Here is a 12,790-nt window from a genome sequence, read left to right as displayed (position 1 = left end):
GGAGCACGACGACGCGAGGAGGGCGCCGCCCGTCAGGCGGCGCCCTCCTCGCACGTCCCGGCGCGGACGGGCGCGCTCAGAACGTCGCCCTGATCTCCCCCACCTCCCGGCCGCCGCCCAGCAGCGGCACGGCGCCGATCCGGGAGACCACCGGCGCGTCCAGGCCCATGAGGGCGAGGGCGCGGGCGAGGACCGGGCGCAGCGCCCGGGTACCGCCGTCGTCGACCTTGACCGCCAGCGCCCGGCCGTCCGGCAGCGCCACCGCCTGCACGGCCTCGGCGCCCATCTTGGACAGCGCCCCCGGCACCTCGCGCATCAGCCAGGTGTCGTGCCGCCGGGTGCCGGCGACGTACTCGGGGTGGGCCCGCATGGCGTCCGCGACGCGGCGCTCGGCGGAGCCGGGGGCCGCGAGGACGAAGGAGCGGAAGGCGCGGGCGAGCCCGGTGAGGCCGATCGCCATCAGGGGCGCCCCGCAGCCGTCCGTGCCCACCGCCGCGACCGGCTCGCCCGCCGCCTCCTCGACCACGGAGTGGATCAGCCGCTGGAGGGGATGGCCGGGGTCCAGGTAGGTCTCGGTGGGCCAGCCGTTCAGGACGCAGGCCGCGAGCATCGCCGCGTGCTTGCCGGAGCAGTTCATGGTGACCCGGTCGCGGGCCGCGCCCGAGGCCAGGTACGTCTCCGCCTCCTCCGTGTCCAGCGGCAGGTCCGGCGGGCACTGCAGCTGCGCCGGCGTGAGCCCCCGCTCGGCGAGCATCTTCTGCACGAGGTCCCGGTGGAAGGGCTCCCCGGAGTGGCTGGCGGCGGCCAGGGCGAGACGCTCGCCCGCGAGGTCCAGGCCGGCCCGCAGGATGCCCGCCGCCTGCATCGGCTTGTTGGCGGACCGGGGGAAGACGGGTGCCGTCACGTCCCCCAGCGCGAGCTCCACCGAGCCGTCCGCGGCCAGCAGCACCAGGCTGCCCCGGTGCCGTCCCTCGACGAATCCGGAGCGGACGACCTCGGCGAGGACGGGAGGTGCGGCGGGAGGTATGACAGGGGTCGTGGCAGGGGCGGCGGTCATCGGCGGCTGGCCTTCCGGAACGGGGACCCGCTCCCTGGACCCGGCCGGGGATCTCCCGTCCGGCACCGCGGTGACGGAGGTGACGTCCGTGACATCGGCGCCGTCCGTCGGGTCCGCGGGACCGGGGGTCCGGTTCCGCGGAACCGGCGGCACCGATCCGCGGAACCGGCGGCACCGATCCGCGGAACCGGGACCGCGGCCCCGCGTACCGTCGATACGGAGTACCCGCAGCGCCGGGACGCGTGGTCCGTCGGCCCGGTGAGGCCGGCGGGCCGCGTCCCGCCGGCGAGCGGAACGAGGCGGCTCCCCGTTCCCCCGGCCGGCACGGGCCGCGGTGCGGCCGGCACGGCTGGTACGACCGATACGGCCGACACTGATGTCACGGCTGTCACGTGGACTGTCACATGAGCAGGTCGTCTACTTGTGCTTCCCCTTCACGGTACCTGCGTGCGATCTCCGCGCTGCAGTCGTCCGCCGTGCGCTGGAGCTGCTGCCGCCGGCGGGAGATCTGCCGCTCGTAGCGGGCCAGCCGGACGAGTCCGGCGGTCAGCTCCTCGTCCGTACGGGCCTTGAGGTCGGACAGCTCCACCTCGCCGAGCATCTCGGCGGCCAGCGCCCGGCACTCCTCGCTGCGCGGTGTGCCCACCGTCACATGGCGGACGGAGGAGCGCTGGCGGGCGGGCGCGTCCCGGAGGATCTCCGGGAGCCGGTCGACCAGGCCCACGGGCGCCGCCGGACCGCCCGCCCGGCCGCCCCGTCGGGACAGCTCCGCGCGCAGGATGTCGATGCGCCCCTGCAGCAGCCGCCGCACATAGCTGAGGTCGGCCTCGTCCCGCTGGGCGTTCCGGCGCAGCACCCGCAGTTCGGACAGCCGGAGCCCGGACAGGCAGGGGCGTGGGGGGCGGGAGGGCAGGGGCGTGCTGTCCGTGCGCTGAGCGGGCGGGCGGGGTGCTCCCGCGGCCACCCACTCCGCGGACCACACCCCCGCGCCCAAGCCCGCGCTCCCAGTCGTACTCGACGTACTCGACGTGCTCGTCGGACTGGTCGTACTCGTCGTGCTCGCCCTCGAAGTGCTCATGCTGGTGTCAACCGTCCCCTCGACCGGCGCGGTCCGCGTCAGGCGGGCACCGCAACACCCGCATGGTGCCACCAGAAGTGGACGCTATGTGACCGAGTGCCCTTGATCGGCCCAGATGGCCGGTTGAGGATATTAAGAACGACCATCCTCGCGGTCCAGCGGTAACAGCCGAGGCGAAACGATTGTGCGCGGCGCGCACCGGCGCTCACGCCGACCCCCGCCCTGCCCCCCGAACGGGTGACACCGGATCTCACGGCATCATGGTCCCCATGCGAGCGGTGGTGCAGAGGGTGGACGGCGCGAGCGTCGTCGTCGACGGCGAGACGGTCGGGGAGATCCACGGCGAGGGACTGTGCGTCCTCGTCGGCGTGACCCACGAGGACACCAAGGAGAAGGCGGACCGGCTGGCGCGCAAGCTGTGGTCGCTCCGCATGCTGCAGGACGAGAGGTCGTGCAGCGACATCGACGCGCCCCTGCTCGTCATCAGCCAGTTCACGCTGTACGGGGACGCCCGCAAGGGCCGCCGCCCCACCTGGAACGCCGCCGCGCCCGGCGAGGTCGCCGAGCCGCTCGTGGACGAGGTGGTCGCCCGGCTGCGCGCGCTCGGCGCGACGGTGGCGACGGGCCGGTTCGGCGCGCAGATGCGGGTGTCGCTGACGAACGACGGCCCGTTCACGGTGCTGATCGAGGTCTGACGGCGGCGAGGCGGGACCGCTGGCCCTACGGCTCGACCACGACCTCCTGCGCCGCCGCCGTGTCCCCGGCCAGCAGGCGCGCGTCCACCGGGACGTTGCGCTTGACCAGCGCGAGCGCGACCGGGCCGAGCTCGTGGTGGCGTACGGACGTGGTGACGAAGCCGATCTTCCGGCCCTCGGCCTCCCCCTCACCGGCGACGCGGATCTCCGTGCCGTGCGCGGGCAGGTGCACCTCGCTGCCGTCCAGGTGCAGGAAGACCAGGCGGCGCGGGGGCTTGCCCAGGTTCTGCACGCGGGCCACGGTCTCCTGGCCGCGGTAGCAGCCCTTCTGCAGGTGCACCGCGGTGCCGATCCAGCCCAGCTCGTGCGGGATGGTCCGGTGGTCGGTCTCGAAGCCGAGACGGGGCCGGTGGTGCTCGACGCGCAGGGCCTCGTACGCGAGCAGCCCGGCGGCCGGGCCGGCGTCCGCCGCGTACGACTCCAGGTCCTGGCGGGGCAGGAAGAGGTCACGGCCGTACGGCGTCTCGCGGACGACGACGCCCTCGGGGGCCTCGGCGATGGACCCGGCGGGCAGGTGCACGACCGCGATGTCGTCCGTGCGGTCGGCCACGTCGACCCGGTAGAAGAACTTCATCGACTCCAGGTACGCGACCAGCGCGCCCTGCGTGCCGGGCTCCACATGGGCCCAGACGGTCTGCCCGTCGTCGACGAGGTACAGCGCGTGCTCGACGTGACCGTTGGCGGACAGCACGAGCGCCTCGGTGGCCTGGTGCGCCGGGAGATCGCTGACGTGCTGGGTGAGCAGCAGGTGCAGCCAGCTGAGCCGGTCCTCGCCGGTGACGGTCACGACCCCCCGGTGGGAGAGGTCGACGAAACCGCTTCCGTCGGCGAGGGCGCGCTGCTCGCGGAACAGATCGCCGTAGTGGGCGGCGACGCCTTCGTCCACGCCTTCGGCGGGGACGGCGCCGGGCAGGGACAGCAGGGGGCTCTTCATGGGAGCAAGCCTACGACTTGGTAGTTGAATCCCCGGCCGAAGCCTTGCGGGCACACTCCTCGCACCGGCCGAAGATGGCGAAGTGCTTCAGATCGGTGTCGAAACCGAACGTCTCGCGGAGCTTGTCCGTGAACTCGGCGGCCACCTCGACATCGGCCTCGATCACGTTCGTGCAGTCGCGGCAGACGAGGTGCAGGTGGTGGTGCCGGTCCGCGAGGTGGTAGGTGGGCGCACCGTGCCCCAGATGGGCGTGCGAGACCAGCCCGAGCTCCTCCAGCAGCTCCAGCGTGCGGTACACGGTGGAGATGTTGACCCCCGACGCCGTCTTCCGCACTTCGGCGAGGATGTCGTCGGGGGTCGCGTGCTCCAGGGTGTCCACGGCCTCCAGGACCAGCTGACGCTGAGGCGTCAGCCGGTAGCCGCGCTGCCTGAGGTCGCTCTTCCAGTCGGTGCTCACCACACTGGAAGTCTAGGGCTACTTGAAGAAGGCGATCCCGTCGTCGGGCATGTCGTCCGGGAGGGCCTTGGCCCAGCGCTCCACTTCCTCGGGCGTGACGACCTTCTTCAGCTGGGCCGACATGTAGGGGCGCAGCGGGACCTCGGGGGTCTGCTTCTCGCCGACCCACATGAGGTCGCTCTTGACGTACCCGTAGAGCCGCTTGCCGCCGCTGTACGGGCCGGAGGCCGCCGTCCGGGCCACCGCGTCCGTGGCCAGGTCGATCTGCGGCTTCTTGTCCGCCATCTCGCCGTACCAGACCTCGACCACGCCGTCGTCACGGACCATCGTGACCTCGACCTTGCGCTCGGCGTCGATGCGCCAGAAACCGGACTCGGTCTCCAGCGGACGCACCTTGTTGCCGTCCTTGTCGAGGACCCACGTGTGCGAGTGGTACTCCAGGAAGTCCCGGCCGTCGTGGGTGAAGGTGACCTCCTGGCCGAAGTTGCACTTCTCGTCGCCGGGGAAGTCGTGCACGCCCGCGCCGGCCCAGTTCCCGAGCAGGAAGGCGAGCGGGACGAGGTCCTTGTGCAGGTCGGACGGGATCTCGATCATGAGTTCGGAAATTCCTCGATGGGGGTCAGAGCTGGCCCTGGTACAGCTTCTTCACAGCCAGTCCGGTGAAGGCGAGGACGCCGACGGCGACCAGGACCAGCAGGACTTCGAAGAAGATCTCCACGGGGTGCTCCTCGATTGAGCGGGTGTAGCGGTGTCTCCACGTACACGGGGCCGGGCCCCAGCTTACGCGGCGGGGGTCCGGGTTTCTCCGTGAGGTGGGGCTCAGCCGGGCAGACGGCTCCGCGGCCACCGGACGGATCACCGCGCGGACTACCATTCCGGCATGGCGAAGAAGCTCGTGATCAAGGTGACGGCCGGCGCGGACGCTCCCGAACGCTGTTCGCAGGCGTTCACCGTGGCGGCGGTGGCCGTGGCCAGCGGGGTGGAGGTGTCCCTGTGGCTGACCGGTGAGTCCGCCTGGTTCGCGCTGCCGGGGCGTGCCGCCGAGTTCGACCTTCCGCACGCCGCCCCGCTGCCCGATCTGCTCGACTCGCTCCTGTCCGGCGGTCGCGTCACCCTGTGCACGCAGTGCGCGGCCCGTCGCGACATCACGGAGGGGGACGTCATCAAGGGCGTGCGGATCGCGGGCGCCCAGGTGTTCGTGCAGGAGGCGATGGCGGACGGCACCCAGGCGCTCGTGTACTGAGCCGGTACCGGGCCGGCCGCTCCCGGCTACCGGCGCCGCTTCCTGCCGTCCAGCTCGTCCCACCACTCGTCGGATCCCGGATCACCGGAGGGATCGTCCCACCAGCGGTCCTCGGGGCCTCTGCGGTTGGCCACGATCGCGGCCAGCGGGGGGATGACCATGGCCACCACGCACATGCCGACGGCCAGGGGGACCGACCACAGGCGCACGACGGCGCCGCCCAGGACGAAGAGCGTCAGGCAGATCCCCATCATGGCGAAGTACACGTGCCGACGCTGTGCGTACATGCCTTCCAGCGTAGGCCCGTACGCACGCCGCAGGGCCGCGGCGACGGGTGTCCGGCCCGTGCACGCGGCCCTGCGGATGTCGCCTGCCGGCGGTCGCCGTCAGACGGCGATCGCCACCTCCGCCAGGCCGCCCCGCTGGGCGACCACGGTGCGGTCCGCCGTGGCACCGGGGACGAGGGCCCGCACGGTCCAGGTGCCCTCGGCCGCGTAGAAGCGGAACTGTCCGGTCGCCGAGGTGGGCACCTCGGCGGTGAACTCACCGGTCGAGTCCAGCAGCCGGACGTAGCCGGTCACCGGTTCGCCGTCGCGGGTCACCTGACCCTGGATGGTGGTCTCACCGGGCTTGATCGTCGAGGCGTCCGGGCCGCCGGGCTTCGCTCCGCACATGTGTCTCTCCAGGGGTCTGACGGGTTCTGGCCGGGGGCGGGTTGCTTACTTGGCCGGGCCGAGCTCGATCGGCACACCCACGAGGGAGCCGTACTCGGTCCACGAGCCGTCGTAGTTCTTGACGTTCTCGACACCGAGCAGCTCGTGCAGCACGAACCAGGTCAGCGAGGAACGCTCACCGATGCGGCACAGGGCGATGGTGTCCTTGGAGAGGTCGATCTGCTCGTCCTCGTAGAGGGCCTTGAGCTCCTCGTCGGACTTGAAGGTGCCGTCGTCGTTGGCGTTCTTCGACCACGGGATGTTGCGCGAGGTCGGCACGTGGCCGGGGCGCTGCGACTGCTCCTGCGGCAGGTGGGCCGGGGCGAGCAGCTTGCCGGAGAACTCGTCGGGCGAGCGCACGTCGACGATGTTCTGGTTGCCGATCGCGGCGACGACGTCGTCACGGAAGGCGCGGATCGAGGTGTCCTGCGGCTTGGCCCTGTACTGGGTGGCGGCGCGCTCGGGCACCTCCTCGACCAGCTCGCGGGCGTCCAGCTCCCACTTCTTGCGGCCGCCGTCGAGGAGCTTGACGTTCTCGTGGCCGTACAGCTTGAAGTACCAGTAGGCGTAGGCCGCGAACCAGTTGTTGTTGCCGCCGTAGAGGACGACCAGGCTGTCGTTGGCGATGCCCTTGGCCGAGAGGAGCTTCTCGAAGCCCTCCTGGTCGAGGAAGTCGCGGCGGACCGGGTCCTGCAGGTCCTTGGTCCAGTCGAGCTTGATCGAGTTCTTGATGTGATTCTTGTCGTACGCGGTGGTGTCCTCGTCCACCTCGACGACGACGAGGTTCTCGTCGTCCAGGTGGTCCTGCAGCCAGTCGGCGTCGACCAGGACGTCGCTGCGGCTCATGCTTTTCTCCTCCGGGGCAGTTGCGGCGGGGCTGTGCGTGAACGAAGAGGAAGGGTGCGCGGTTCGGGCCCTCGGGCGGCGACACGGCGCACGGGGCGGCTCTGGAGGTCCGGAACGGAACGGACCAGGGCCCGGGGAACGGGAGCCGACGCTCCCGTCAGACGGCGCGACAGAGCATGGCGGCGACGCGGCACAGGTCTACTGCCCGCCGCTTCGTGAGGTCCGCCTGTCGCTGCTTCATGTGCCCGATCGTAAGGACGGACGGGCGGGCGTGTCACCGATGGTTCGGATGGTGAGACAGGATCGTCCACGATGCGGGACTTCCGATCGGGATCGGCCCGGGCTCGTGCGGGTCGGCGCGTCCCGCCGGACTCCCGGACGGGCGTACCGGCCGCCGCAACCGCGGTACGGACGGCCGCGTCTCGCCTTACGGACGGCGGCTCGCCGCCCGGGCCGGGACGTTCACCTCACTCGACGGGGCGTACTACCCCGCCAGCTTGACGTCCGAACCCTTCACCGTGATCCTCACGCCGTCCGCGGCGCCCTCGACCTTGTCGAGCTGGATGCCGCCGGGGAGCTGGTCGATGGCCTGCTGGAAGTCGGTGAGCGAGCGGACCGACTCCTCGCCCAGGTCCGCGCCCAGGTTCGGCAGGGAGTCGGCGCGCAGCCGGACGGTGCCGTCCTCGACGGCGACCGAGCTGAGCACGGAGACCGGCCGGGGCAGGTCGACGCCGAGGACGGTCCCGTCGAGCTCGATCTTGATCTTGCCGTTGCCGCCGTCGGAGAGGCCGACCACCCGCGCCGTGACCCCGGGGGCGATCTCGGTGGGCTCGGACTGCGCGGCCTTGAGCAGTTCGTCGTACGGGATGGTGGCGCTGCCGGTGGCCGAGCGGGCGGTGGCCGAGCTGAAGTCCCCGGAGAAGACGACGCCGCGCATGTCGGCCTTGAGCCCGGTGATCCGGACGGTGTCACCGCCGTCGCCGGAGGACGCCTCGTAGTCCGGTATGCCGACCTCGACGTCGTCCAGCTCGCCGCCCACGACCTGGGTCAGGAACGGGAAGCCCTTGATGGACACGTCCGGTGTGCTCGCCAGGCCCTCGTTGGCGCGCAGTCTGTCGGCGGCCTCGTTCTCGGCGAAGTTGACCGCGACGCGGTCCGCGATCACGAAGAGGCCGCCGAGTACCACGACGACGATGATCAATGTGCGCAGTGCCCGCATGTCCCTGCTCCGCCCCGTTCTCCGCTGCTCCGTGGTCGGCCACCCATGTGGCCGGCCGCTGCCCGTGACCCTAGCCCGGCGGGGCCCGGAACACGGCGCCCACCGGGGAGTCGTCGATCACACAGTGAGCGCACCGCGCCTATCCCAGCGCGCGGCCCAGCAGGTAGACCGCGGGCGCCGCCGCCGCGAGGGGCAGGGCGACACCGGCGGTGAAGTGCACGAAGCGGGACGGGTAGTCGTAGGCGGCGACGCGATGGCCGACCAGGGCGCACACGGCCGCGCCCAGTCCCAGGAGGGCGCCCTGCCCGCCCAGGTCCGTCATCGAGCCGACCGCGGTCCCGGTGCCCGCACCGGCCAGCAGCGCCAGGACCACGGAGCCCGCGGTGGGCAGGGGCAGGGCGCGGGCCACCATGGCCACGGCCACCGCCGCCGCGCCCGCCGTCACCGCGTCGGGCTCGGCCGCCAGGTGCCCGGCGGCGATGATCGACAGGGCCGCCGACGCGACCGTCGCCGTCAGGCCGTACATGCGCTCGTCAGGGTCGGCGTGGCTGCGCAGCTGGAGCACCAGCGCCAGCAGGACCCACACGCCGAGGGTGCCGAGGATGGCGGCCGGCGCGTTCTCCCGGCCGGCCGCGAGCAGGGCCACGTCGGCGGTCAGCGCGCCGGCGAAGGCCAGGGCGATGCCCTGCCGGGCGGGCCACATCCCGTTCAGCCGGAACCAGCCGGCCGCGGTCACCGCCTGCAGGATCACCAGCGGCACGACCAGGGCGAACTCGCCGACCGCAGCCGTCACGGAGAGCAGGGCCCCGAGGACGGCGGTGAGCAGCGCCGGCTGCATGCCGGGATCGATGATCGGCGACCGGCCCTCGGCGCGGGCGCGCTGGGCGTCGGTGATCCGGGCGTTGCCGGTGAGGGTCGCGGGACCGTACGAGGGCTCCTGCTCCTCCTCGGCGGCGGCAGCCGCGGCGGGGGCGGGTGACGGCTGGGGCTGGGTCTGGGACTGGGTCTGCGGCTGATGTGGCTGGTGCTGCTGAAGGTGCTGTTGGTGCTGTTGGTGCTGCGGCTGCATGGCGGGCTGGGCGTGCGGCTGAGGACGGCCCTGCGCGTGCGGCCGGCCGTGCGTCTGGGGCTGGCCGTGCGTCTGGGGCTGACCGTGCGTCTGGGGCTGGGGCTGCGCGTACCCCTGGGGCCCGCCGTAACTCTGCACGTGCTGCGCTCCGGCCTGCGGGTGCGGCGGCTGCTGCTGCGCGGCGTACTGCTGCCACTGGTCGGTGCCGTAGCCCTGGGAGGCATGGGGCTGCTGCTGCCCGTACTGCTGGGGCGGCAGGTAGGCCGTCTCCGTCGCGTCCACCGCGGGGACCGGTGGCTGCACCTGGGTCTCCCAGGTCTGGCCCGACCACTCCTGGGCGTACTGCTGGTCGTGCGCCTCCGCGTACTGCCAGGCGGACTGGGCCGGCTGCTGCTGGGCGGAGTGCTGCTGACCGGGCTGCTGCCGGTACGGGTCGTACCCCTCGTAGGAGGAGCCGTGGGGCTGGTTGCTCATGGTCTGGTTCACCCTCCTGCGAACGGGGGGAGCACCTCGACCGTGCCGCCCTCGGCCAGCCGTACCGTCTCATGCCCGCGGGTGCCCACGGGATCGCCGTCGACGAGGAACGAGCATCGCCGCAGCACGCGGACCAGTTCGCCCGGGTGTCGCTCGCGGACCGCGTCCAGCGCCTCGGCGAGCGTGCCCGCGTCGTAAGGCTCCTCGGCGGTCCCGGCGGCGGCCTTGGCCGCGGCCCAGTACCGCACCGTGCCCTTTGCCATCTCGTCCCTCGATCGTCGTGACGCACACCGGTGCCGGTACGCGCTGTGAACACCGCCAGGCTAGCCGCCCGCGCCGCGCAAGGGGGCCCGGGGACCGAACGGCGATCGAACACCGTACGAAAGCGGGACGCACCGGACGCCGCGAGACTGTGTGCGCGCCCCGATACGCATCCGTGCGCCCCTCATGCGCCCGGGGAGTCGCGTGGGACCACGAACACCGGGTGACGCGAGGATGGCGTTCAGGGGTCGTATACGAGGGAACCCGGCTCGTATACGACGGCGCGCGACACCCCGTCGTACGTGCGCGGAAACCTCCGCGGCGGCGTGCGCCCGCCCGTCCCGGAGCGCGGATCGACGGGCCGCGACGTCATATGACCTGCCGGACCAGTGCTCATGTGGGCTATTCTGCTGGGCGAAGGACTCGGGCAACGTTGCCTCCGGGTCCTTTTGTGCTTTCGGAAGCGTTGTATACGACGCGGGAAACCGCAGGTGTACGGCGTGTTCGTGGCGCGGCGGGTCCCCGGGGCGCGGGATTCGCACCGTACGAAGCAGTGCCGCAGACTCCCCCACCGCCTTCCTGGGCGTGGGAGGTGCCCCATCGCAGGGACCGAGGAGGAACCGAACGTTATGGGCGAGCGAACCGTGCACGAACCGACGACGACCCGGATGCCCGAGCGAGGCCGCACGCACGGGGGAGGGGCGCGATGAGCTCTCTGCTGCTGCTGACCAACGCCCTCCAGCCGTCGACGGAGGTGCTCCCCGCCCTCGGCCTGCTCCTGCACAACGTGCGCGTGGCCCCCGCCGAGGGCCCGGCCCTGGTCGACACCCCCGGCGCCGACGTCATCCTGATCGACGGCCGCCGCGATCTCCCGCAGGTGCGCAGCCTGTGCCAGCTGCTGCGGTCGACCGGGCCCGGCTGCCCGCTCGTCCTCGTGGTCACGGAGGGCGGCCTCGCGGCCGTCACCGCCGACTGGGGCATCGACGACGTGCTGCTGGACACCGCGGGTCCCGCCGAGGTCGAGGCCCGGCTGCGGCTCGCCATGGGCCGCCAGCAGATCGTCAACGACGACTCGCCGATGGAGATCCGCAACGGCGACCTGTCGGTGGACGAGGCGACGTACAGCGCCAAGCTCAAGGGCCGCGTGCTCGACCTGACCTTCAAGGAGTTCGAGCTCCTGAAGTACCTCGCCCAGCACCCGGGCCGCGTCTTCACGCGCGCGCAGCTGCTCCAGGAGGTCTGGGGCTACGACTACTTCGGCGGCACGCGGACCGTCGACGTGCACGTACGGCGGCTGCGGGCCAAGCTCGGCCCCGAGCACGAGTCGCTGATCGGCACCGTGCGGAACGTGGGCTACCGCTTCGTGACCCCGGAGAAGGGGGACCGCTCCGCGGGAGAGGCCAAGGCCGCGTCCGCTCAGCGGCAGTCCGAGGCCGCCCCCGCCGAGGAGACAGCCGCGGCGGACGCCGCCGGGGTGCGCGCGGAGGCCTAGCGCCCCGCGCTCCCCGCGCGGGGGCGCACCGGGCGCGTACGAGGAACCGGTACGCCCTGCCCAGAGCATTGCAATCCGCGTAGACTCCGCGCGTGGCCAAGGTGACTCGGGACGACGTGGCGCGGCTGGCGGGGACGTCGACCGCCGTCGTCAGCTACGTGATCAACAACGGACCCCGGCCGGTCGCCCCGGCCACGCGCGAGCGTGTCCTCGCCGCGATCAAGGAGCTGGGCTACCGGCCGGACCGGGTGGCCCAGGCCATGGCGTCGCGGCGGACCGAGCTCATAGGCCTGATCGTGCCGGACGCGCGCCAGCCCTACTTCGGGGAGATGGCCCACGCGGTCGAACAGGCGGCCGCCGAGCGCGGCAAGATGGTCCTCGTCGGGAACTCCGACTACATCGCCGAGCGCGAGGTCCACTACCTGCGGGCCTTCCTCGGAATGCGGGTCTCCGGGCTGATCCTCGTCAGCCACGCCCTGTCCGACAACGCCGCCGCCGAGATAGACGCCTGGGACGCCCGCGTGGTCCTGCTGCACGAGCGGCCCGAGGCGATGGACGACGTCGCGGTCGTCACGGACGACATCGGCGGCGCCCAGCTCGCGGTGCGCCACCTGCTGGAGCACGGGCACCCGTACGTGGCCTGCATGGGCGGTGTCGCGGAGACCCCGCTGGTCGGCGACCCCGTCTCCGACCACGTCGAGGGGTGGCGGCGCGCGATGCGGGAGGCGGGCATCCCCACGGAGGGGCGTCTGTTCCAGGCGCCGTACAACCGGTACGACGCGTACGGGATCGCCCTGGAGCTGCTGGCCGGTCCCGACCGGCCGCCCGCGATCTTCTGCTCCACCGACGACCAGGCGATCGGCGTCCTGCGCGCGGCGCGCGAGCTGCGCATCGACGTGCCCGGGGAGCTGGCGGTCGCCGGCTTCGACGACGTCAAGGAGGCCGGGCTGACGGACCCGCCGCTGACGACGGTCGGGACGGACCGTCCGGCGATGGCCCGGGCGGCGGTGGACCTCGTGCTCGACGACGGGCTGCGGGTGGCGGGCTCCCGGCGGGAGCGGGTGAAGCTGTTCCCGTCGCGGCTGGTGGTCCGGCGTTCGTGCGGGTGCCGGTAGGACCGTACGTCTTCCTATCGGGCGAACGAGGTTCTTTCGGGCTTCTCAGCTCTCGCTCAGGAAGCTCTCATGGTCGG

General features: G+C 72.3%; 16 protein-coding genes. 4 read left to right on the top strand and 12 right to left on the bottom strand.

The window, feature by feature from the left end:
• Positions 1-76: 76 nt before the first annotated feature.
• Complete coding sequence (locus tag IEZ04_RS00175; RefSeq protein ID WP_189214540.1) at positions 77-1,057, bottom strand: asparaginase; 981 nt, start codon at positions 1,055-1,057, stop codon at positions 77-79.
• Between the two features lie 400 nt (positions 1,058-1,457).
• Entirely contained in the window at positions 1,458-2,135 is a 678-nt protein-coding gene (locus IEZ04_RS00170) for an RsiG family protein (protein WP_229820735.1), read from the bottom strand.
• Between the two features lie 269 nt (positions 2,136-2,404).
• On the opposite strand from IEZ04_RS00170, the gene dtd reads away from it, so the two are divergent.
• The gene (dtd, locus tag IEZ04_RS00165; protein WP_189214538.1) at positions 2,405-2,830 is read left to right on the top strand and encodes a D-aminoacyl-tRNA deacylase; all 426 of its coding nucleotides are present in this window, start codon (positions 2,405-2,407) and stop codon (positions 2,828-2,830) included.
• A 25-nt stretch (positions 2,831-2,855) separates the two neighbouring features.
• Here the strand turns inward: dtd and ygfZ are convergent, their stop codons facing one another.
• Genes ygfZ through IEZ04_RS00150 form a run of 3 tightly spaced genes read right to left on the bottom strand, consistent with a single transcriptional unit; the run spans position 2,856 to position 4,875 of the window.
• A complete protein-coding gene (gene ygfZ / locus IEZ04_RS00160; protein WP_189214537.1) occupies positions 2,856-3,824 on the bottom strand; it encodes a CAF17-like 4Fe-4S cluster assembly/insertion protein YgfZ in 969 nt (322 codons plus the stop codon).
• A gap of 10 nt (positions 3,825-3,834) precedes the next feature.
• On the bottom strand, positions 3,835-4,284 hold the full coding sequence (locus tag IEZ04_RS00155; protein WP_189214536.1) for a Fur family transcriptional regulator: 450 nt from the start codon (positions 4,282-4,284) through the stop codon (positions 3,835-3,837).
• Positions 4,285-4,299: 15 nt separating this feature from the next.
• The gene (locus IEZ04_RS00150; RefSeq protein ID WP_189214535.1) at positions 4,300-4,875 is read right to left on the bottom strand and encodes a heme-binding beta-barrel domain-containing protein; all 576 of its coding nucleotides are present in this window, start codon (positions 4,873-4,875) and stop codon (positions 4,300-4,302) included.
• Positions 4,876-5,161: 286 nt separating this feature from the next.
• Here IEZ04_RS00150 and IEZ04_RS00145 point away from each other — a divergent pair, with 286 nt between their 5' ends.
• Complete coding sequence (locus IEZ04_RS00145; RefSeq protein WP_189214534.1) at positions 5,162-5,524, top strand: DsrE family protein; 363 nt, start codon at positions 5,162-5,164, stop codon at positions 5,522-5,524.
• Positions 5,525-5,550: 26 nt separating this feature from the next.
• Here the strand turns inward: IEZ04_RS00145 and IEZ04_RS00140 are convergent, their stop codons facing one another.
• From IEZ04_RS00140 to IEZ04_RS00115, 7 genes are all read right to left on the bottom strand, one after another.
• Positions 5,551-5,811: a DUF3099 domain-containing protein gene (locus tag IEZ04_RS00140; RefSeq protein WP_189214533.1), complete on the bottom strand. Its 261-nt coding sequence runs from the start codon at positions 5,809-5,811 to the stop codon at positions 5,551-5,553.
• Positions 5,812-5,910: 99 nt separating this feature from the next.
• On the bottom strand, positions 5,911-6,198 hold the full coding sequence (locus tag IEZ04_RS00135; RefSeq protein WP_189214532.1) for a DUF1416 domain-containing protein: 288 nt from the start codon (positions 6,196-6,198) through the stop codon (positions 5,911-5,913).
• 45 nt (positions 6,199-6,243) lie between these two features.
• Complete coding sequence (locus tag IEZ04_RS00130; protein ID WP_189214531.1) at positions 6,244-7,083, bottom strand: sulfurtransferase; 840 nt, start codon at positions 7,081-7,083, stop codon at positions 6,244-6,246.
• 157 nt (positions 7,084-7,240) lie between these two features.
• Positions 7,241-7,324 carry a putative leader peptide gene (locus IEZ04_RS35900; protein WP_350807544.1) on the bottom strand — a complete coding sequence of 28 codons (84 nt, stop codon included), beginning with the start codon at positions 7,322-7,324 and terminating at the stop codon, positions 7,241-7,243.
• A 243-nt stretch (positions 7,325-7,567) separates the two neighbouring features.
• Positions 7,568-8,302 carry an LmeA family phospholipid-binding protein gene (locus IEZ04_RS00125; RefSeq protein WP_189214530.1) on the bottom strand — a complete coding sequence of 245 codons (735 nt, stop codon included), beginning with the start codon at positions 8,300-8,302 and terminating at the stop codon, positions 7,568-7,570.
• 139 nt (positions 8,303-8,441) lie between these two features.
• Complete coding sequence (locus IEZ04_RS00120; protein WP_189214529.1) at positions 8,442-9,845, bottom strand: single stranded DNA-binding domain-containing protein; 1,404 nt, start codon at positions 9,843-9,845, stop codon at positions 8,442-8,444.
• 8 nt (positions 9,846-9,853) lie between these two features.
• Positions 9,854-10,108, bottom strand: coding sequence for a MoaD/ThiS family protein (locus tag IEZ04_RS00115; protein WP_189214528.1), 255 nt, complete (start codon positions 10,106-10,108; stop codon positions 9,854-9,856).
• 704 nt (positions 10,109-10,812) lie between these two features.
• Between IEZ04_RS00115 and IEZ04_RS00110 the strand changes: the two genes are divergently transcribed.
• Complete coding sequence (locus IEZ04_RS00110; RefSeq protein WP_189214527.1) at positions 10,813-11,598, top strand: response regulator transcription factor; 786 nt, start codon at positions 10,813-10,815, stop codon at positions 11,596-11,598.
• A 92-nt stretch (positions 11,599-11,690) separates the two neighbouring features.
• Positions 11,691-12,713, top strand: a complete 1,023-nt coding sequence (locus IEZ04_RS00105) for a LacI family DNA-binding transcriptional regulator (protein WP_189214526.1) — start codon at positions 11,691-11,693, stop codon at positions 12,711-12,713.
• Positions 12,714-12,790 lie beyond the last annotated feature (77 nt).

Source organism: Streptomyces ruber, assembly GCF_014648075.1.
In the GTDB taxonomy this organism is placed as follows: domain Bacteria; phylum Actinomycetota; class Actinomycetes; order Streptomycetales; family Streptomycetaceae; genus Streptomyces; species Streptomyces ruber.
Note: the sequence above shows the minus strand (reverse complement) of the source record. Positions and strands in the feature narration are given on the sequence as shown.